Here is a 17,333-nt window from a genome sequence, read left to right on the forward strand (position 1 = left end):
GTTCGGGGTGGTGAGCGGACATCCATAAGTCCGTTCGTGTCGAGCGAAGTCGAGACACCCGTCGAAGCAAAGCATAGCTCGAGGGGCATCTCGACTACGCTCGATGCGAACGGGTCAGGTAGGCGGAAGGTCCCCTACCGGTCGGCAGCCACCCCCGCCCATCTATTTCCGCGATGCGGCGCTCTGGTCGCGGATTGCCTTGAATTCGCTGCCATCCTTCCAGCCCGGCCATTTTGCCGAGCGCGCGAGCTCGTCGCCGATGGTGTAGAAGACTGCGATATCCTGTACCGCGCCGTCCAAGTTCCAGCTTTCATCCCACGCGTCGCACGCCTGATGATAGCATTTGCCCGTATAGGCATCGACCCACGCTTGCCCCGCAGGCTTGCCGCCCTCGACCAGATCGGAGGCGCCGGCGATGCCCATCATCAACAGGACAGGGACGCCGCGCTTGGCGAGGCTGAAATGGTCGGCGCGGTAGAAGAGCCCGCGTTCGGGGAGGCTTTCGACGCTGACGGTGCGGCCCTGCGTCGCGGCGACGCGCGCGAGATCGTCTTCAAGGCTGCCTTGGCCCTTGCCGACGAGGATCACATCCTTGGCCTTGCCGGCGGTCTGCAGGATGTCGAGACCGAGGTTCACGACGGTCTTTTCGGCGAGAAAGATCGGGTTTTGCGCATAGGCTTCGGAGCCGAGGAGCCCGCGTTCCTCGGCGGTCCAGAAGGCGAAGGCGATCGTGCGGTCGGGGGCGGGCGCCGCCTTGAACAGCCGCGCAATCTCGAACAGCCCCGCGACGCCGAGCGCGTCGTCGTTGGCGCCGGCGCGGTAGATGCGGCCCTTTTCGTCGGGCGCGCCCTCGCCATAGGCGTCCCAATGGGCGCCGTACATCACCACCTCGTCGGGGCGCTTGGCGCCGGGGATTTTGGCGAGGACATTCTGACTCTGCACGACGTCCTGCGTCACCGGGATCGCAGCGTCGAAGCTGGTGCCGAGGTCGACGGGCCTGAAATCCTTGCGGCGCGCGGCGGTGCGTAGCTTGGCGAGATCCTGTCCGGCATCGGCAAAGAGCTTTGTCGCGGTCTCGCCCGAGATCCAGCCCTGCAGCGCGAGGCTCGCCACCTTTTCGGGCGGCATGACGAGGCCGTAATTTTCGCCTCCCGGCGCTTTGACGACGTTCCAGCCATAGCCGACGCCGTCGGTATCGTGGACGATCAGCGCGGCGATCGCGCCGCGGCGCGCGGCTTCCTCGAACTTGTAGGTCCAGCGGCCATAATAGGTCATCGTCCGGCCGCCGAACTTGCCGAAGCTGTCCTCGCCCTTGGTGGCGATGAAATCGGGGTCGTTGATCAGGAAGATTGCGACCTTGCCCTTGAGGTCCTGCCCCTTGAAATCGTCCCAACCGCGTTCGGGTGCGCTGACGCCATAGCCGACGAACACCATCGGGGCGTTCTGGATCACTGCCTGATCCTTCGGCTGGAGCGTCGAGAGATAGATGTCGGTGCCGAAGCTGAGCGGGGTCTTGCTGCCCTTGCGATCGAATGCGAGCGTCGTGGCGGTGCCGAGGCGGGTGTGGAGGAGGGGAACGCGTTGGGTCCAGCCGCCGTCGGTGCCCGCGGGTTCGAGCCCGAGCGCCTGCAGCCGGCCGATCAGATATCCGATAGTGCGCTCCTCGCCGATCGTGCCCGGCGCGCGGCCCTGAAACTGGTCGGAGGCGAGGGTGCGGACGGTCTGGGTGAGATTCGCGGCGTCGATGGTGGGCGCGTTTTGCGCGATCGCAGGGGCTGCGACGGCGGCGAGGAGAAGGGCGGAGGCAAGGCGCAAGGACATGGAGCGGGGGTTCCTGTTTTTTGATTTCGATACGCCTAGCATGCGGTCGCGCCGCGTCGCCAATGATTTGACAGCAAGAAACGGGGCGTGCGGACGGGCGGGCGCTGGCAGGGTCGCAGTATGACAGAGACTATCGAAACGAAGATCGCCGCGCTGGATTGGGACGCGGTTGCCGCATCGCTCGACCGCGAGGGCTGGGCGGTGCTGCCGGGGTTGCTGGGCGGGGGGGCGTGTGACGCGACCGCGGCGCTCTATGCGCAGGACGCGGGGTTTCGCAGCCATGTCCATATGGCGCGGCACGGGTTCGGGCGGGGGGAGTATCGCTATTTCGCCTATCCGCTGCCGCCGCTGGTCGCGGATTTGCGTGGCGGATTATATCCGCACCTCGTGCAAATCGCGAACCGCTGGCACGAGCGGATGGGGATGGCGGTGCGCTTTCCGGACGAGCATGCCGCGTTTCTGGCGCGATGCCATGATGCAGGCCAGCGGCGGCCGACGCCGTTGCTGCTGCAATATGGCGCGGGCGATTATAATTGCCTGCATCAGGACCTGTATGGCGAGCATGTGTTTCCGTTGCAGGTCGCGGTGTTGCTGTCGGCGCCGGACGCGGACTTTGCCGGCGGCGAGTTCGTGCTGACCGAACAAAGGCCGCGGATGCAATCAAGGGCCGCTGTCGTGCCGCTGGCGAAAGGCGATGCCGTCGTCTTTGCGGTGAATGTACGGCCGGTGCGGGGTGCTCGCGGCGATTATCGGGTAATGATGCGCCACGGGGTGAGCGAAATCCGGTCGGGGCGGCGGCATACGCTCGGCGTCATCTTCCACGACGCGGCGTAGGCGCCTTAGTCGCCCAGCGACCGCATCAGATTGTCGCGGAGCTTAGCGACCGACTTCTGGACGTCGAAAAAGCTGTCGCCGAGGCCGGTCGCGTCGAAGAGTTCGTTGCCGATCTCGTGACTGCGCAGCTCGCTGCCCTTGGGGGTCAGGCGGATACGCACCTGGCGTTCGTCGGCGGGATCGCGGCGGCGCTCGATGAAGCCCGATTGTTCGAGCTTCTTGAGGATCGGGGTCAGCGTGTTCGATTCGAGGAACATCTTTTCGCCAAGCTCGCCGACGGTCTGGTCGTCCTGCTCCCACAAGGCGACGAGCGCGACATATTGGGTGTAGGTGAGGCCGAGCTTGTCGAGGATCGGCCGATAGGCGCGGCCGAAGGCGAGGTTCGCCGAATAGACCGCGAAGCAGAGGAATTCGCCGAGCTTGGGCCGGTCGGGGGCAGGCGATTTCGTCATGGGTTTTCCTTGGTCGATATCCGATAATTCAAGCGCATACGATGAAATCGGAATCCGGGGGTGTCAACCGGGCGGTGCCTGCCAAGGGAGAGAGCGGCACCGCCCGGTCGAGACATCAGACGAGGTTCAGTTCGATGTCGATATTGCCTTCGACCGCCTTCGAATAGGGGCAGATCTTGTGCGCGGTATCGACCAGCTCGCGGGCGGTGACGGCGTCGATGCCGGGGACCGCGATGTCGAGGCGGGCGCGGAGGAAGAAGCCGCCGTCGTTCATCAGAACTTCGATCGTGGTGTCGGCCTCGGGGCTGGCGGGCAGCTTGATCTTCTTCTGCGACGCGGCGAGTTCGAGCGCGCCGATGAAGCAGGCCGACCAGGCGGCGGCGAAGAGGTTTTCGGCCGCGGGGTGCGGCTGGGGCAGCGCGAGATCGAGGACGCCGTTGGTGCTGCGGGCATAGCCTTCGGCGCCGCCTTTGACGTGGGTCGTTCCGGTGAAGATAATTTTGTCAGCCATTTCAGGTTCCTTTCGGGGGTTGTGATCGCATCCGTTTAGATCGGATGCGAGTTAATTAAGTGGGGCGCGTGGCGTAGTCAAGCGTATACGATTAAATCGTATCTGATATAATTATAAGTTATTGTAATTAGGTTTATATAATTTCGCGGCTGATGGCGTTTTCGATCTTTTGGGGTGCCCGAGCGAATCTTTCCAGCCGGAATTCGCCCTATCCATCATCGTCACCCCGGACTTGATCCGGGGTCCACGGCGACGGCGCAGCTATGGATCCCGGATCAAGTCCGGGATGACGAGAGAAAATTGGATAGCGTTCGCGTCCTACCCCAAGGTGGGCCGGCTATTTCCCTGCCGCATCCGCCGCCGGGCGTGTCCAGCCTTTCTTATATTTCTCGAACCAGGCTAGGATTGCCGAAGCCTTGGCGGCTGATTGTGAGGGGCGCGCGGCGATACCGCCATGGCTGGCACCGGGAACCTTGATCAGCGCACTGGGCACGCCGCGGAGGCGGAGTGCGGTGTAATATTGTTCGGATTCGCTGACCGGGGTGCGGTAATCCTCGGCGCCGACGATGACGAGCGTCGGGGTTTCGACATTGCCGACGAGCGAAAGCGGCGAGCGCGACCAGAAAAGTTCGGGCTTTTCCCATGGCTCGGCGCCGAGCCAATAGGGGCCGAAAAAGCCGGGGCCGTCGGCGGTGAGCGCTTGCGTCGTCCAGTTGATCACCGGCTTTTGCGTGACCGCGGCCTTGAAGCGGTTCGTCTTGCCGACGATCCAGCTGGTGAGCACGCCGCCGCCCGAACCACCGGTGACGAAGAGCGCGTTCGGATCGGCGACGCCGAGCTCGATCGCGCGGTCGACGATGCTGATGAGGTCGAAATAGTCGTTGCCCGGATATTGCTTGTCGATCTCGTTCGCGAAGGCGGCGCCATAGCTGGTCGAGCCGCGCGGGTTCGCCGAGAGGACGGCATAGCCGCTGGCCGCATAAAGCTGGTTGTCGGTCGAGAAATGGCCGCCATAGGCCGCGAAAGGTCCGCCGTGGATTTCGAGGATCAGCGGCACGCGCTGGCCCTCGCGATAGCCGGGCGGGAGCGTCAGCCAGCCCTCGATTGTCTTGCCGTCGTGGCTCGACGCCACGGTGATCTTGCGCACCTCGCCGAGCGATTTGACTTCGCGGAGGCTGCGATTGAGGTCGGTGAGGATGCGCGCAGTGCCGCTGCGGTTCAGCTGAACCTCGGCCGGGCGCGTTCCGGTGCCGCCGGTGAAGGCGATCGCGCCGCCGTCCGAAACCGAGAAGCTGCCGCCCGTATAGGGGCGGTCGAGCCCGCCGCCCGACAGGCCCGTCGCGGCGGTGCGCACCGATCCGTCGAGGCCGATGCGCGCGACCTTGGTTTCGCCATGATCGTCGTACTGCGCGTAGACCGACTTGCCGTCGGCCGCCCACTGGATCGCATCGACCCCATAATCCCAATTGGCCGTCAGGCTGCGCTTGCCCGATCCGTCGCGGTTCATGACGTAGAGCTGCGTATTTTCATAGGCGCGCAATTTGTCGTCGAAGCCGAGATAGGCGATCTTGCCGCCGTCGGGCGAGACGAGCGGATTGCTGTCGGGACCGTTGCGATCGGTCAGCGCGGTGACCGCGCCGCTCGTCACGTCGAGCGCGTGGATTTCGCTTTCGACGGGGTCGCGCTCCCAGTCGGGCTTGCGGTTCGCGCTGAAATAGAGGGTGCGGCCATCGCGCGACCAGCTAAGCGGGCCGCCGTCATGATAGGGGCCGAAGGTCAGCTGGCGCGGCGAGCCGCCGGTCGCGGGCACGACGAAAATCTTCTCGAAGCCGGGTTCGAGATAGCCTTCGCCGTCGGCGCGATAGGCGAGAAGATCGTGGACCTCGAGCGGATCGGCCCATTTTGCGCCCTCGGGCTTGTTCTTCGGCGCCGAACCAAAGCTCGGGCCCTCATCCTTGACGAGCATCGTATAGGCTATCGATCGGCCGTCGGGCGACCAGGCGAGGCTCGACGGGCTGGTCGGCAGGCCGGTGAGGCGCACCGCCTCGCCGCCGTTCATCCAGCGCACCCAGAGCTGCGCGCTGCCGCCCTCGGTCGAGGCGAAGGCGAGGCGCTTGCCGTCGGGCGACCAGCGCGGCGCAAAGGCCCCGCCACTGCGGCCCGCAACGGGCGTTTCCTCTCCCGTCGCCGTGTCGATCAGCCAGATCGAGTTGACGGCGCGGTCGGTCATGATGTCGTTCGAACGGCGCACATAGGCGATGTGGCGACCGTCGGGGCTGATCTGCGGATCCGAAGCGATCGACAGGTCGAAGAGGTCGGCGCCGGTCAGGCGGCGCTCGGGGGTGAACCGCGCGCTGCCAGCGGCGGAGGCGGATATGGGGGCAGTGGGGGCGGCGGTCTCTGCGGCGGGCGCGGGCTCTTCCTGCGCGAGGCTCATTTGCGGGATGAGCGCGAGAAGGCTCGCGCCGAGGAATGCGAGTTTGTGCATGAAAAGCAGCCCCTTGTTGGATTGTCCCGGTCTGCTCCGTACCCACTATCGGCCAGCCGCGTACAAGGGGTCGCAAACTATCGCGACTTCTTCAACCCAAAATGCTGGAGCGATGTCTCCCCGTTCATCCCGCGATCATGGGTGGTTTTTGAGCGACGGCCTGACCAACAGCTTGCCAGGGTCCGCACAGAGGCGGTGGACATGGCGGCGCGGGAGGTTAAGTCGGCGACGCGAGACAGCGAAGAAAGGCATCGATCATGGATTTTTCCCGGCTTCAGGCCACGAGCAAGATCGGCGATAATTGGGTCTATCCGCAGCCGCCGTGCCTGAATTTCGGTTGGCTGGAGGTCGATCGCGATCCCGCGCACCGCATTTATTGGGAAGAATATGGCAATCCGGCGGGCGAGCCGGTGATGTTCCTCCACGGCGGGCCCGGCGGTGCGTGCGCGCCGGTGATGGCGCGCTTCTTCGATCCCAAACGCTACCGCGTCATCCTGTTCGACCAGCGCGGGTGCGGGAAGAGCGAGCCGACGGTGGCGTCGGCGGGCCCCGCCGTGGCGCTCGCCAAGAATACTACCGCCGACCTGATCGGCGATATCGAGAAATTGCGCGAGAAGCTGGAGATTAGCGGGCCGATGCATGTGTTCGGCGGGAGCTGGGGCAGTACGCTGGCGATGGCTTATGCAATCGCGCATCCGGCGCATACCGCGAGCCTGATCCTGCGCGGCATCTTTCTCGGCGCGCCCGAGGATTTGCTCTATCTCTATCAGGGCAATGCAGCGACGTGGGAGCAGGACCCCTATGGTCTGACCGAGCCCGGCGCTTACATGAAATATCCCGAGGAGTGGGCCGATCTGCTGTCGCTGCTGACCGCCGACGAACGGCAGGACGTGATGAAGTCGTACAAGGCGATTTTCGACATGGTGCCCGCGACCGAGGCCGAGAAGGAGCGGCAGCTCAAGGCCGCGCTGACCTGGTCTCTGTGGGAAGGCGTGATCTCGAACATGATCCCCGAGACCGCCGACACGGGCAAGTTCGGCGAGGCCGATTTCGCTTTAAGCTTTGCGCAGATCGAGGCGCATTATTTCGCCAATGAGCTCTTCATCCCGGCGGGGCATTTCTTTGACCATATCGACATACTCGCGTCGATCCCAGTCCATATCGTGCACGGCCGCTTCGACGAGGTGTGTCCGCTGACGCAGGCCTCGCGGCTGGTTCAGGCGCTGCGCGACGCGGGCAGCGAGCCCGCGACCTATGTTGTCACCAACGCCGGGCATAGCGCGATGGAGCGCGAGAATGCTCTCGCGCTCACCGCGATCATGGACGGATTACCGCGCCTCGGCACCTAATGTAGGCGACTCCAGATCGAGCTTGCTCGCCGGGATGACGACGAGGTCGGGGCGCAGCGCACGCAGCTTGTCGATGAATTTGGCGGAGTCGCCGACGACGATCAGCGACGCGCTTTCGGGAGTGACATTCTTCGCTGCGATCGCGTTAGCCGCTTCGGGGGTCACCGCGCCGAGCCGCGCGGCATAGTCGAGTGCGTCGGCGGGCTGGAGCCCCTGGAGGATCAGGCCCGCGACGATAGCGCCATAGCCGCCGCCGGTTTCCTGCTGGCGGCCATAGGCGCCCTCGAGGAAAGCGCGGCGCTTGGCGAGCGCGTCGGGGGTGATCGGTTCGGCACCGAGGCGCTTGAACTCGTTCAGGAAGATTTCGGCGACCTCGGTTGCGCTCTCATTCTTCGTCTGCGCGCTCGCGCTCAAAAGCGGGGTGTCGGCGCGCGCGGGCATCGAGCTGTACGCGCCATAGCTCAGCGCGCGTTTGCTGCGCACCTCGGTGAAGAGGCGGCCGTTCGAACCGACGCCGAGCACCGAATTGGCCAGAAGGAGCGAGGGGTAATCGGCGCTCGACCGGCTGACCCCGCGCACTGCGGCGAGCACCGCGGCCTGTCCCGCACCGGGCAGGTCGACGACGATCGTTCGCGGCGGCAGCGCGGCGCCTGCGCGCGATTTGGGCAGAACGGGTGCGGCACCATCGGCCTTCCAGTCTCCGAACAGGCGCTTTGCGAGCGCGGCGCCCGCTGCCGGATCGGCGCCGCCGGTGACGACGACCGACATATTTGCAGGGTGCCACCACGCGCGGCGATAGGCGACAAGGTCGTCGCGAGTAATCGCGGCAAGGCTCTTCACGGTGCCGCCTGCCTGGCCGCCATAAGGTGCGGCGCCATAGAGCAAAGGCTGCGCGACCATAGCGGCGATCGCGCCGGGGTCGTTGAGCGCAATGCGCAGGCCGTCGGTCATGCGCTTGCGCTCGAGCTCGAACTCGGCCTCGGGATAGCTGGCGTTCCGGATCACATCGGCCAGAATCGAGCCGACCGCATCAAGGTTCGCCGCGGGCGCGGTGACCGAAAAGATGCTGCCGTCGGGGTTGGCGCCCGCGTTGATCGATGCGCCGAGGCTTTCGAGCGCGGCGGCGATGTCTTCGGCCGAGCGCGTCGCGGTGCCTTTCGCTGCCAGATCGGCGGCCATTGTCGCGACGCCCGCACGGCCCTTGGGGTCGGTCGACGATCCGCCGCCGATCACGACACTCAAGGTCGCAAGCGGAACGCTGCCGGTCTTGACCGCGACCACGCGGATACCGTTGGCGAGGCGGCTTTCGGCAATCTTCTGCGGGGTTACTGCGGGGGCGGCGGTCGGCGCGGGGGGCGCCTGTCGCGCGGCTTCGGCGGCGAGTTCGTTCGCCGTTCCGGTCGCGGCGGGGACGCTCGGGAAGACGGGCATCGGCTTCGGGTTCGCCCAGCTCTTGGGATCGCCGTCGCCCGCCGTGTAGCGCAGCTCGACGCGTGCCTTGGGGTCGAGATAGTGTTTCGCAACGCGCGCGACGTCGGCCTTGGTGACGCGCGCGATCGCATCGAGGCGCTTGTTCGCGGCAGCGGGGTCGCCGGTCAGGACGAGCGCCTCGCCGAGTTCGAAGGCGCGACCCGAGAAGGTTTCGCGTTCCTCGAGTGTCGCCGCGAGCAGCTCGGTTTTCGCTTCGGTGAGTTCGGTGTCGCTGACCTCTGTCGCCGCGATACCCGCGAGCACCGCGTCGAGCGCGGCGGCGACCTTCTCCGGATCCTGCCCATCGCTCAGGAACGCGAAGGGAGTGAGGCCGCCGGCTTCTTCGGTGTAGTCGAAAATTGCGATCGCCTCCGTCGCGAGGCCTGTCCGCACGAGCGCCTTGTGCATCCGCGAGTTTTCGCCGCTGCCGAGAACCGCGTTCATGACTTGGAGTGCGGCAACATCGGCATGGCTCGCGCCGGGGGCCTTGTAGATGGCTCCGACGACCGGCAGCGGGACATTGGGGGCGGTCGCGTTGACGCGGCGCGGCGCCATCGGCGGTTCGGCGCCCGGAATCGCGAGCGCGATCGGCTTGGCACGTCTCGGGATTGCGCCGAAATAATTGTCGACGAGCGATTGGAGCCTCGCTTCGTCGAAATTGCCCGCGACGATCAGCGTCGCGGTGTCAGGGCCATAGAAGGCCTCGTGGAACGCGCGTGCGTCGTCGAGTGTCGCGGCGTCTAGGTCGGCGATGCTGCCGATCACCGGGCGGCGGTGCGGAAGAACGTCAAACGTGTTCTCGCTGAGCGCGAAGTTGAACAGCCGGCCATAGGGCGGCGCGAGCACGCGCTGGCGCAATTCCTCCTTCACGACATTGCGTTCGGTCTCGAACACCTCCTTGTCGACGACGGGGCGCGCCATGCGTTCGGCGTGCGTCCACAGCATCGTTTCGAGATATTGCGCGGGGACCGTCTCATAATAGTTGGTGCGGTCGAAGCTGGTCGACGCGTTGCGCACCCCGCCGACATCCTCGGTCAGCCGGTTGATCATATTATACGGCATGTTCACCGTCTTGCGGCTGAGGATATGTTCAAACAGGTGTGCGAAACCTGATCGTTTTTCGGGATCATGCTTCGACCCGACGTCGTACCACACCGACACCATGACATTGGCAGTCGAATTGTCCTGTAGCGAGAGGACGCGCAGGCCGTTCTTCAGGATGCGTTCTTTGTAGGCGATCGGCGGAACTTGCGTGGCGGCCGCAGCCGGATCGACGGCGGTGTGGGCGCTCGCGGCCGTCGCGGTGGCAAGCGCAAGCATGGCGGCGCCAAGAAAAGGAAATGCTTTCATGAAGATGCCCCTTCGAAATTTGAGCCGGATGAACCGGTCGATGGAGGAATTTTGCAGGGGTGGGGGCGATGTCAACTGCTGTTCTACGAAGTGCAGATATCCCGGCTTCAATGCCAGGGCGATGTGCGGACCGCCCAATAAACAAGATATAACAGCATCGCCCACAGCAGCAGGATGAACGCTAGGCCGGCGCGGCTTGAGGGGCGCTCGCTCGCGGTTTCGGCGGCGGCGTGGAGTTCGGCCCAGAGCGGATCGGCGATCAGTCGGCGCACGACCCACAGGCCGAGCGGTACGATCAGCAAATCGTCGAGCCAGCCGAGCACAGGGATGAAATCGGGGATCAGGTCGATCGGCGACAGCGCATAGGCCGCGACCGCGATCGCCAGCAGGCGTGCCGGCCAGGGCACGCGCGGGTCGCGCGCGGCGAGCCACGCGGCGTGGGCCTCGACCGCGAGACGGTGGCCAAGATCGCCGATGCGTTCGGAAAGGGATTTGCCGGTCATCGCGATCTACACTAGCCTTCCTTCATGGCTATCCAACTGAAAAGCGCGCGTGTCGAACGCTGGCCGGTCGCGGGATCGTTCGTGATCAGTCGCGGGGCGAAGACGCATGTCGATGTCGTCGTCGCCGAAATCGAGGGCGAGGGCATGCTGGGGCGTGGCGAGGGAACGCCCATCTATTATCTCGGCGAGGACGCGGCAGGGTGCCGCGACCAGATATTGCTCGCCGCGCCGCATATCGCCGATCTGGACGCCGCGAGCGCCCGCGCCGCGGTGCAGGAATTGATGGCGGCGGGCGCAGCGCGCAACGCGCTCGACTGCGCCTTGTGGGATCTCGAAGCGCGGCAACGCGGACTCCGCCTCTGGCAGCTCGCGGGGTGCGATGGCGCACCGACGTCGCGCGTCACCGCCTTCACCATCTCGCTCGGGTCGCCCGGCGCGATGGCGGAGCAGGCCGCGACCGCCGAGGCCGATGGTTATCGCCTGTTGAAGCTCAAGCTGACCGGCGAAGACGACCGTCTGCGCGTCGCGGCGGTACGCAAGGGCGCGCCCGAAGCGCGGCTGATCGTCGATGCCAACGAAAGCTGGCGCGACATCGACATTTTGAGCGAGGCCGAGGCGCTCGCCGATTTGGGGGTGGAAATGATCGAGCAACCGGTGCCGGTGGGCGCGGACGCGCTGCTCGATCCGATCTATGCGCCCATACCCTTTGTTGCCGACGAAAGCTGCCAAACGGCGGCCGATGTCGCGCGGATCGGGGCGTTTTACGATGGGGTGAATATCAAGCTCGACAAGGCGGGCGGGCTGACCGAGGCGCTCAAGATCGCCGATGCGGCGGACGCGGCGGGGCTATCGATCATGGTGGGATGCATGTTGTCGACCAGCCTTGCGATCGCGCCGGCGTTCGTGCTCGCGCAGCGCGCGCGCTGGGTCGACCTCGACGGCCCCGCGCTGTTGGAGCGGGACCGCGAGGGCGGGTTCGAATTCAGGGAAGGGCGGATCGGGCCGCCCGTCAGCTGAGACTATAGCGCAACCTCGGCATGAGCGCCGAGTTCGCCTTCCTTCATCGTCATTCCGGTTGCGAGCTTGAAAAGGCCCTTGATCCCGGGGTCGGCGGTCCAGATTTCGGCATTGTCCAAGTCGAAGCGGAGGAGGACGAGCTTCGGGTCGTCCTTGCCGCCCGGGTACCAGGCCGCGATACTGTTGTTCCACAATTTGTCGAGGACGGCGCGGTTGCTTTCGCGAACCAGCGTACCCGAAATGCAGGCGAACAGGTCGTGACCCTTGGCAGCGAATTGCGCCATCGCCGGGCCGCCTCCGGCAAGCCGATTGTCGGTTGCGGTGAAGAACCAGAAGGCGCTGTTCGCATCCTTGTCGAGCTGCGCGTTCATCGGGATATGATGTTCGCGCTCGCCGGTTGCGCCGACCATGACATAGGGGCTGTCGGCCAGCGCCTTCCAAAACTGCTTCTTGATGTCGTCGCTCATCGAAAGGCTCCTTCATGCCCCCCGATGATCGATCAACGCGGCAAAGGCGCGGTCGTTGCCCGGTTCAGCGTGGTCGCGCCTCGGCATAGCTGACGACCTCATATTCGATGCCGTCGGGGTCGAAGAAATAGAAGCGGCGGCCGGGTTCGTAATCGCCGTGGTTGAACGGGGTGAGGCCGACCGCCTTGACGCGCATTTCGATCGTGTCGAGATCGTCGACCTGCACCCCGACATGGTTGAGCGGCGCGCCCTTGGGATGTTGCGCGTCGGCGTGCTGGCCGTCGGGGCCCGTGTAGAGCGCGACATAGGCGGCATCGCTGCCGAGGTGGATCGTCCGCCCGCCGTCGCGCGCGGGGCCGCGCCAGCGTTCGTGCCAGCCAAAGATCGCCGAGAGGATTCCAGCGGTGCGATCGGGGTCGCTGACCGTCAGATTCACATGCTCGATGAAGGGATGCGTCACTTATCTTCTCCTGATTCGCGTTGACGCACGGCTTATGAAAGCTCAAGTCAGGTTGAGATCAAGCGGAAAGCGAGGAGTGACCGCGATGCATCGGACCGACCTGATCGCGATCGGCGAACTCGCGGCGCGCACCGGCGTCGCGGTTTCGGCGATCCGTTTTTACGAGGCGAAAGGGCTGATCGAGGCGCTGCGCACGGGCGGCGGGCAAAGGCGCTTTCTGCGCGCCGATATCCGCCGCGTCTCGTTCATCCTGATTGCGCAGCAACTCGGGCTGAGCCTGGAGGAGATCGCCGCCGAGCTGGCGCGGCTTCCCGCGGGTCGGACGCCGAATGGCGCCGACTGGACGCGGATCAGCACGGGGCTCAAGTCGCGGATCGACGCGCAGATCGCGTCGCTCGAACGCACGCGCGAACTGCTCGGTAACTGCATCGGTTGTGGCTGCCTGTCCTTGAAGAAGTGCGGGCTCTACAACCGCGAGGACAAAGCCGCGCAGCGTGGCGCGGGACCGCGATATGTGCTGGGCGATCGGTCGGGCGAGATTGCCGAGGTCGGGTGATGGGCGACGGGTTTGGGGGTGGTCAGCTGCCATTCTCGATTTTTGTCATCCCGGACCTGATCCGGGATCCGACGGCGCAGCTATGGATCCCGGATCAAGTCCGGGATGACGATGAAAGGAAGATCAGCTTGGGGTCGAAACCGGCCGCTCAGGCTGCGCTGAGCGTCTCGATCTCGGGTGCTCCGGCGAGACAAGGGCCGAGGCGCGCGCCGATGCTGCGGAAATGGTCCGAGGCGCGGTGCGCTTCGAGTGCCGTCTGGTCATCATAGCATTCGAGTACCTTGTAGACGCCCGTTTCGCCCGTCCGGAACAGGCGATAATAGCTGTTGCCCGCCTCATTGGCGTTCACCGCGGCGGCGAGTTCGGCAAAAACGCCTTCGAATTCGGCTTCCTTGCCGGGCTGGACGCGCAGCGTTGCGATCACACCGATTGCACTCATATCTCTCTCCTAAATTTCAGATTTTGAGGTCGGGGTCGACGTCCCAGCCGTCCTCGACCTGTATGCCGAAGCTGTTCAAAATCATCGATACCTGCGTGTACTGGCCGACGGTCATGACAAGATCCATGCGGCCCTTGTCACCGAGCCGCGTGAGCGCGGCCCAGCTTGCGTCGCTGACAAAATGATTGGTGGTGAGTTCGTCGGTCGCGCGGAGCATTGCGCGGTCGAACTCGTTCCAGCCGGCCGCGTCGGGGCCAGCCTTGATGCGCGCAATCTCGTCTTCGCTCAGGCCGCAATCGAGCCCGATGCGCTTGTGCTGCGTCCACTCATAACCCGAGCGGCAGTTATAGCCGGTGCGCAGGATCACGAGTTCGCGATCGCGGGGCGAAAGCGCATTTCGCTTCGATAGGATATAATTGCCCCAGCCGAGGAAGGCGGTGAGCGCCTTGGGCGCATGGGCAAGGGTGCGGAAGATATTGAGGATCTTGCCGCCCCCGACCTTGCCCCCATCGGTGGCAAGGAAGGGTTCGAGCGCGGCGCGCTGGTCGGCATCGAGCCGGTCGAGGTCGACCGGCTCGATACGCGGAGCACTCAGGCGCAAATCAGAAGACCTCGAACAGGCCCGCTGCGCCTTGGCCGCCACCGATGCACATGGTGACGACGGCATATTTGACGCCGCGGCGCTTGCCTTCGATCAGCGCGTGGCCGACGCAGCGCGCGCCGGTCATGCCAAAGGGGTGGCCGATCGAGATCGAGCCGCCGTTGACGTTCAGCAGCTCGTTCGGGATGCCGAGCTGATCGCGGCAGTAGAGGACCTGAACGGCAAAGGCTTCGTTGAGTTCCCAGAGGCCGATGTCGTCCATCTTGAGGTCAAAGCGTTCGAGCAGCTTGGGGATCGCGAAGACGGGGCCGATGCCCATTTCGTCGGGCTCGGTGCCCGCGACCGCCATGCCGACATAGCGGCCGAGCGGCTGGAGGCCCTTCTTTTCGGCGACCTTGGCTTCCATCAGCACCGCGGCCGATGCGCCGTCGGCGAGCTGGCTGGCGTTGCCCGCGGTGATCGAGAAACCTTCGCCCATCACGGGCTTCAGGCTGGCGAGACCTTCGAGCGTCGTGTCGGGACGGTTGCACTCGTCCTTGTCGGCGACGACGTCCTTGAAGGTGACTTCCTTGGTTTCCTTGTTCACGACCGCCATGGTGGCCGGGCAGGCGACGATTTCGTCGTCATATTTGCCGGCAGCCTGTGCTGCGGCGGTGCGCTGCTGCGACTGGAGCGAATATTCGTCCTGCAGCTCGCGGCTGATATTGTAACGCTTCGCGACGACCTCGGCGGTGCCGATCATCGGCATATAGGTGTCCTTGTGCATCGCGATCAGCTCGGCATCGGTCTCGATGAAGACCTTGCCGCTGCCGCTGACCTTCGAGATCGACTCGATGCCGCCGGCAACCGCAATGTCCTGACGGTCGACGATGATCTGCTTCGCGGCGGTCGCGATCGTCATCAGGCCCGACGAGCACTGGCGGTCGATCGACATGCCGGGGACGGTGACGGGCAGGCCCGAGCGCAGCGCGATCAGTCGCGCGACGTTCATCGTCTGCGAACCCTGCTGCATCGCGGCGCCGAACAGCACGTCGTCGATCTCGCCGCCTTCGATGCCGGCGCGCTCGACCGCGGCGCGAACCGCATGCGCGCCCAGCGTCGGGGCGAGGGTGTTGTTGAACGAGCCGCGCGCCGCCTTGGTCAGCGGGGTGCGGGCGGTGGAGACGATAACTGCGTCACGCATGTTGGGAGTCCTTCTTTCTGGTTCCGGTTATCTTAACGGGGGAGGTCGGCCGGCAAAACTATGCTTTAGACGAAGAACTGGCTGATCCATTCGGCGATCAGCGCGGGCTTTTCCTCGCCTTCAATCTCGACCGTGACTTCGTTGGTCTGCTGCCACTGGCCGGGACGCTTTTCCTCGAGCTCGAGCAGCTTGATGTGGCTGCGCACGCGCTTGCCCGAACGGACGGGCGACAGGAAGCGGACCTTGTTGCAGCCGTAGTTGACGCCCATCTTGACGCCGCCGACTTTGGGGCCGTCGGTGCTCGCGCCGAGCAGCGGCATGAGCGACAGGGTGAGGAAGCCGTGCGCGATCGTGCCGCCGAAGGGCGTCAGCTTGGCTTTTTCCTCGTCGACATGGATGAATTGATGGTCGCCGGTTGCGTCGGCGAACTTGTTGATCATGTCCTGATCGACGAGCACCCAATCGGACGTGCCGAGATGTTCGCCGACCTTGGTTTGCAGTTCCTGCGGCGTGATGGTGGCCATATATCGTTCCCTGAAATTGCTGGTTCGGGGCGCGTTCTAGGCCTCTCCGGACGCGTAGCACAAGGGCCTAGCGGCCACGCTACGGCGCCGTAGCGTCAGCCGGGCTTGGCCGCCTTTGTCGCCGCGGCCTTGCGCTTCGGGGACTCGGGATAGGGCAGGACCATCGTGCCGTCGGGCGCGGCGGTGAAGCTGGTCTGTGTCGGATAGGCGAAGGAATAGCCGGCCCTGGTCATCGCATCGAAAAGGCGGATCGCGACGTCGGTGCGCGCCGCCGCGACGACGTCATATTCGTCGCTGAACACGTCGAAGAGCAATTCGAAATCGAGGCTCGACGCGCCAAACGACAGAAAGCTCGAGCGGATGAATTCATGCCCCCCCGCAACGACCTGTTCCTCCAGAAGCTTGGGTAGGTCGCGCAGCATTTCGGGCGTCGTCTGATAGATGACGCCGAGCCGGAACGTGATCCGGCGGCGGTGGAGATGCGCGAAATTGGTGATTTCCTTGCTCAGCAAATTGGTGTTCGAGATCACCAGCAGTTCGCCGTTCAATGAGCGCAGGCGCGTACTCTTGAGCCCGATGCGTTCGACCGTCGCGGTGCTTGTGTCGTACTTGATCGTCTCGCCGACGCGGAACGGGCGGTCGAAGATGATCGAGAGCGAGGCGAAGAGGTCCGAGAAAATGCCCTGCGCAGCAAGGCCGATCGCGATGCCGCCGATGCCGAGGCCGGCGATCAGGCCGGTGACGTTCACCCCCATATTGTCGAGAATGACGATTGTCGCGATCGCGAACAGCGCGACGCTGATCAACAGGCGGATGATCCCCATCGCGTTGCTGAGCGTTTCGTTATTGCCCTCGGCGGCGCGGCGCTGGATCAATCCGAGCACGATCTCGCGCACCCAGATCGCGACCTGCAGCACGACCGCAACGGTGAAGACGAACTGGATCATCTGCATGATGACCGCGGGGGGCTGCGCATAGCCCGCGACCATGCGGATCGCGATGATGGCGAGCACGGACGATTTGGTCTTGTGGATGACGCGCCCCGCGATGTGCGTCAGCGTCATCTCGCCTTCCGCCCGTTGGGCATGCTTGAGCGCGAAAGTGCGGACCATCGACAGGACGAAATAGATCAGCAGCCCGGCGCCGATCGCGATGCCGATCTGCAGCCAGTGGCTGTTCACCCACGCGACGCTGAGGTCCCAATAACGCTGGATATCATCGAGCGGATTGGTCGCGGCGGCCTTTGCAGGCGCGGCTTTCGGGGCGGCGGTGGTCGCGGCGGCGAGCAGGGAGAAAGTCACGTCAGGT

General features: G+C 64.8%; 17 protein-coding genes. 4 read left to right on the forward strand and 13 right to left on the reverse strand.

Annotated features, from left to right (window positions below; genetic code table 11):
- Nucleotides 1-162 precede the first annotated feature (162 nt).
- Nucleotides 163-1,821: a M20/M25/M40 family metallo-hydrolase gene (locus GGC65_RS16360; protein ID WP_192648124.1), complete on the reverse strand. Its 1,659-nt coding sequence runs from the start codon at nucleotides 1,819-1,821 to the stop codon at nucleotides 163-165.
- A 120-nt stretch (nucleotides 1,822-1,941) separates the two neighbouring features.
- Between GGC65_RS16360 and GGC65_RS16365 the strand changes: the two genes are divergently transcribed.
- Nucleotides 1,942-2,655: a 2OG-Fe(II) oxygenase gene (locus tag GGC65_RS16365; RefSeq protein WP_192648125.1), complete on the forward strand. Its 714-nt coding sequence runs from the start codon at nucleotides 1,942-1,944 to the stop codon at nucleotides 2,653-2,655.
- A gap of 5 nt (nucleotides 2,656-2,660) precedes the next feature.
- Here GGC65_RS16365 and GGC65_RS16370 read toward each other — a convergent pair whose 3' ends face one another.
- The 3 genes from GGC65_RS16370 to GGC65_RS16380 form a co-directional block, all read right to left on the reverse strand.
- Nucleotides 2,661-3,107 carry a MarR family winged helix-turn-helix transcriptional regulator gene (locus tag GGC65_RS16370; protein ID WP_192648126.1) on the reverse strand — a complete coding sequence of 149 codons (447 nt, stop codon included), beginning with the start codon at nucleotides 3,105-3,107 and terminating at the stop codon, nucleotides 2,661-2,663.
- A gap of 115 nt (nucleotides 3,108-3,222) precedes the next feature.
- Nucleotides 3,223-3,618: an Ohr family peroxiredoxin gene (locus tag GGC65_RS16375; RefSeq protein WP_192648127.1), complete on the reverse strand. Its 396-nt coding sequence runs from the start codon at nucleotides 3,616-3,618 to the stop codon at nucleotides 3,223-3,225.
- 337 nt (nucleotides 3,619-3,955) lie between these two features.
- Nucleotides 3,956-6,106 carry an alpha/beta hydrolase family protein gene (locus tag GGC65_RS16380; RefSeq protein ID WP_192648128.1) on the reverse strand — a complete coding sequence of 717 codons (2,151 nt, stop codon included), beginning with the start codon at nucleotides 6,104-6,106 and terminating at the stop codon, nucleotides 3,956-3,958.
- A gap of 257 nt (nucleotides 6,107-6,363) precedes the next feature.
- On the opposite strand from GGC65_RS16380, the gene pip reads away from it, so the two are divergent.
- Nucleotides 6,364-7,455: a prolyl aminopeptidase gene (pip, locus tag GGC65_RS16385; protein ID WP_192648129.1), complete on the forward strand. Its 1,092-nt coding sequence runs from the start codon at nucleotides 6,364-6,366 to the stop codon at nucleotides 7,453-7,455.
- Here pip and GGC65_RS16390 read toward each other — a convergent pair.
- Together GGC65_RS16390 and GGC65_RS16395 are read right to left on the reverse strand one after the other, a co-directional pair.
- Entirely contained in the window at nucleotides 7,435-10,275 is a 2,841-nt protein-coding gene (locus GGC65_RS16390) for a M16 family metallopeptidase (RefSeq protein ID WP_192648130.1), read from the reverse strand. The two genes, pip and GGC65_RS16390, sit on opposite strands and share 21 nt — an antisense overlap.
- 107 nt (nucleotides 10,276-10,382) lie before the next feature.
- A complete protein-coding gene (locus tag GGC65_RS16395) occupies nucleotides 10,383-10,778 on the reverse strand; it encodes a YkvA family protein (RefSeq protein ID WP_192648131.1) in 396 nt (131 codons plus the stop codon).
- 24 nt (nucleotides 10,779-10,802) lie between these two features.
- Between GGC65_RS16395 and GGC65_RS16400 the strand changes: the two genes are divergently transcribed.
- Nucleotides 10,803-11,795, forward strand: a complete 993-nt coding sequence (locus GGC65_RS16400; protein ID WP_192648132.1) for a dipeptide epimerase — start codon at nucleotides 10,803-10,805, stop codon at nucleotides 11,793-11,795.
- A 2-nt stretch (nucleotides 11,796-11,797) separates the two neighbouring features.
- Here GGC65_RS16400 and GGC65_RS16405 read toward each other — a convergent pair whose 3' ends face one another.
- Together GGC65_RS16405 and GGC65_RS16410 are read right to left on the reverse strand one after the other, a co-directional pair.
- Nucleotides 11,798-12,262, reverse strand: a complete 465-nt coding sequence (locus GGC65_RS16405; protein ID WP_192648133.1) for a pyridoxamine 5'-phosphate oxidase family protein — start codon at nucleotides 12,260-12,262, stop codon at nucleotides 11,798-11,800.
- Nucleotides 12,263-12,326: 64 nt separating this feature from the next.
- A complete protein-coding gene (locus tag GGC65_RS16410; RefSeq protein WP_192648134.1) occupies nucleotides 12,327-12,722 on the reverse strand; it encodes a VOC family protein in 396 nt (131 codons plus the stop codon).
- 85 nt (nucleotides 12,723-12,807) lie between these two features.
- Here GGC65_RS16410 and soxR point away from each other — a divergent pair, with 85 nt between their 5' ends.
- Nucleotides 12,808-13,278 carry a redox-sensitive transcriptional activator SoxR gene (gene soxR, locus GGC65_RS16415; RefSeq protein WP_192648135.1) on the forward strand — a complete coding sequence of 157 codons (471 nt, stop codon included), beginning with the start codon at nucleotides 12,808-12,810 and terminating at the stop codon, nucleotides 13,276-13,278.
- 148 nt (nucleotides 13,279-13,426) lie between these two features.
- Here the strand turns inward: soxR and GGC65_RS16420 are convergent, their stop codons facing one another.
- The 5 genes from GGC65_RS16420 to GGC65_RS16440 form a co-directional block, all read right to left on the reverse strand.
- Nucleotides 13,427-13,717, reverse strand: coding sequence for a putative quinol monooxygenase (locus GGC65_RS16420; RefSeq protein WP_192648136.1), 291 nt, complete (start codon nucleotides 13,715-13,717; stop codon nucleotides 13,427-13,429).
- Nucleotides 13,718-13,733: 16 nt separating this feature from the next.
- Complete coding sequence (locus GGC65_RS16425) at nucleotides 13,734-14,318, reverse strand: carboxymuconolactone decarboxylase family protein (RefSeq protein WP_192648137.1); 585 nt, start codon at nucleotides 14,316-14,318, stop codon at nucleotides 13,734-13,736.
- A 1-nt stretch (nucleotide 14,319) separates the two neighbouring features.
- Complete coding sequence (locus GGC65_RS16430; RefSeq protein WP_192648138.1) at nucleotides 14,320-15,501, reverse strand: acetyl-CoA C-acyltransferase; 1,182 nt, start codon at nucleotides 15,499-15,501, stop codon at nucleotides 14,320-14,322.
- 65 nt (nucleotides 15,502-15,566) lie between these two features.
- Complete coding sequence (locus GGC65_RS16435) at nucleotides 15,567-16,025, reverse strand: MaoC family dehydratase (protein ID WP_192648139.1); 459 nt, start codon at nucleotides 16,023-16,025, stop codon at nucleotides 15,567-15,569.
- 95 nt (nucleotides 16,026-16,120) lie between these two features.
- Nucleotides 16,121-17,326 (reverse strand): mechanosensitive ion channel family protein, encoded by a 1,206-nt coding sequence (locus tag GGC65_RS16440; RefSeq protein ID WP_192648140.1) that lies wholly within the window; start codon nucleotides 17,324-17,326, stop codon nucleotides 16,121-16,123.
- Nucleotides 17,327-17,333 lie beyond the last annotated feature (7 nt).

It is taken from the genome of Sphingopyxis sp. OAS728 (genome assembly GCF_014873485.1).
In the GTDB taxonomy this organism is placed as follows: Bacteria; Pseudomonadota; Alphaproteobacteria; order Sphingomonadales; family Sphingomonadaceae; genus Sphingopyxis.

Excerpts from the sequence above, each read along its gene's own strand:
- GGC65_RS16400 (WP_192648132.1), top strand. The coding sequence starts at position 10,803 with ATGGCTATCCAACTGAAAAGCGCGCGTGTCGAACGCTGGCCGGTCGCG.
- GGC65_RS16420 (WP_192648136.1), bottom strand. The coding sequence starts at position 13,717 with ATGAGTGCAATCGGTGTGATCGCAACGCTGCGCGTCCAGCCCGGCAAG.
- GGC65_RS16395 (WP_192648131.1), bottom strand. The coding sequence starts at position 10,778 with ATGACCGGCAAATCCCTTTCCGAACGCATCGGCGATCTTGGCCACCGT.
- soxR (WP_192648135.1), top strand. The coding sequence starts at position 12,808 with ATGCATCGGACCGACCTGATCGCGATCGGCGAACTCGCGGCGCGCACC.
- GGC65_RS16360 (WP_192648124.1), bottom strand. The coding sequence starts at position 1,821 with ATGTCCTTGCGCCTTGCCTCCGCCCTTCTCCTCGCCGCCGTCGCAGCC.
- GGC65_RS16390 (WP_192648130.1), bottom strand. The coding sequence starts at position 10,275 with ATGAAAGCATTTCCTTTTCTTGGCGCCGCCATGCTTGCGCTTGCCACC.
- GGC65_RS16365 (WP_192648125.1), top strand. The coding sequence starts at position 1,942 with ATGACAGAGACTATCGAAACGAAGATCGCCGCGCTGGATTGGGACGCG.
- GGC65_RS16435 (WP_192648139.1), bottom strand. The coding sequence starts at position 16,025 with ATGGCCACCATCACGCCGCAGGAACTGCAAACCAAGGTCGGCGAACAT.
- pip (WP_192648129.1), top strand. The coding sequence starts at position 6,364 with ATGGATTTTTCCCGGCTTCAGGCCACGAGCAAGATCGGCGATAATTGG.
- GGC65_RS16430 (WP_192648138.1), bottom strand. The coding sequence starts at position 15,501 with ATGCGTGACGCAGTTATCGTCTCCACCGCCCGCACCCCGCTGACCAAG.
- GGC65_RS16380 (WP_192648128.1), bottom strand. The coding sequence starts at position 6,106 with ATGCACAAACTCGCATTCCTCGGCGCGAGCCTTCTCGCGCTCATCCCG.
- GGC65_RS16375 (WP_192648127.1), bottom strand. The coding sequence starts at position 3,618 with ATGGCTGACAAAATTATCTTCACCGGAACGACCCACGTCAAAGGCGGC.
- GGC65_RS16370 (WP_192648126.1), bottom strand. The coding sequence starts at position 3,107 with ATGACGAAATCGCCTGCCCCCGACCGGCCCAAGCTCGGCGAATTCCTC.
- GGC65_RS16405 (WP_192648133.1), bottom strand. The coding sequence starts at position 12,262 with ATGAGCGACGACATCAAGAAGCAGTTTTGGAAGGCGCTGGCCGACAGC.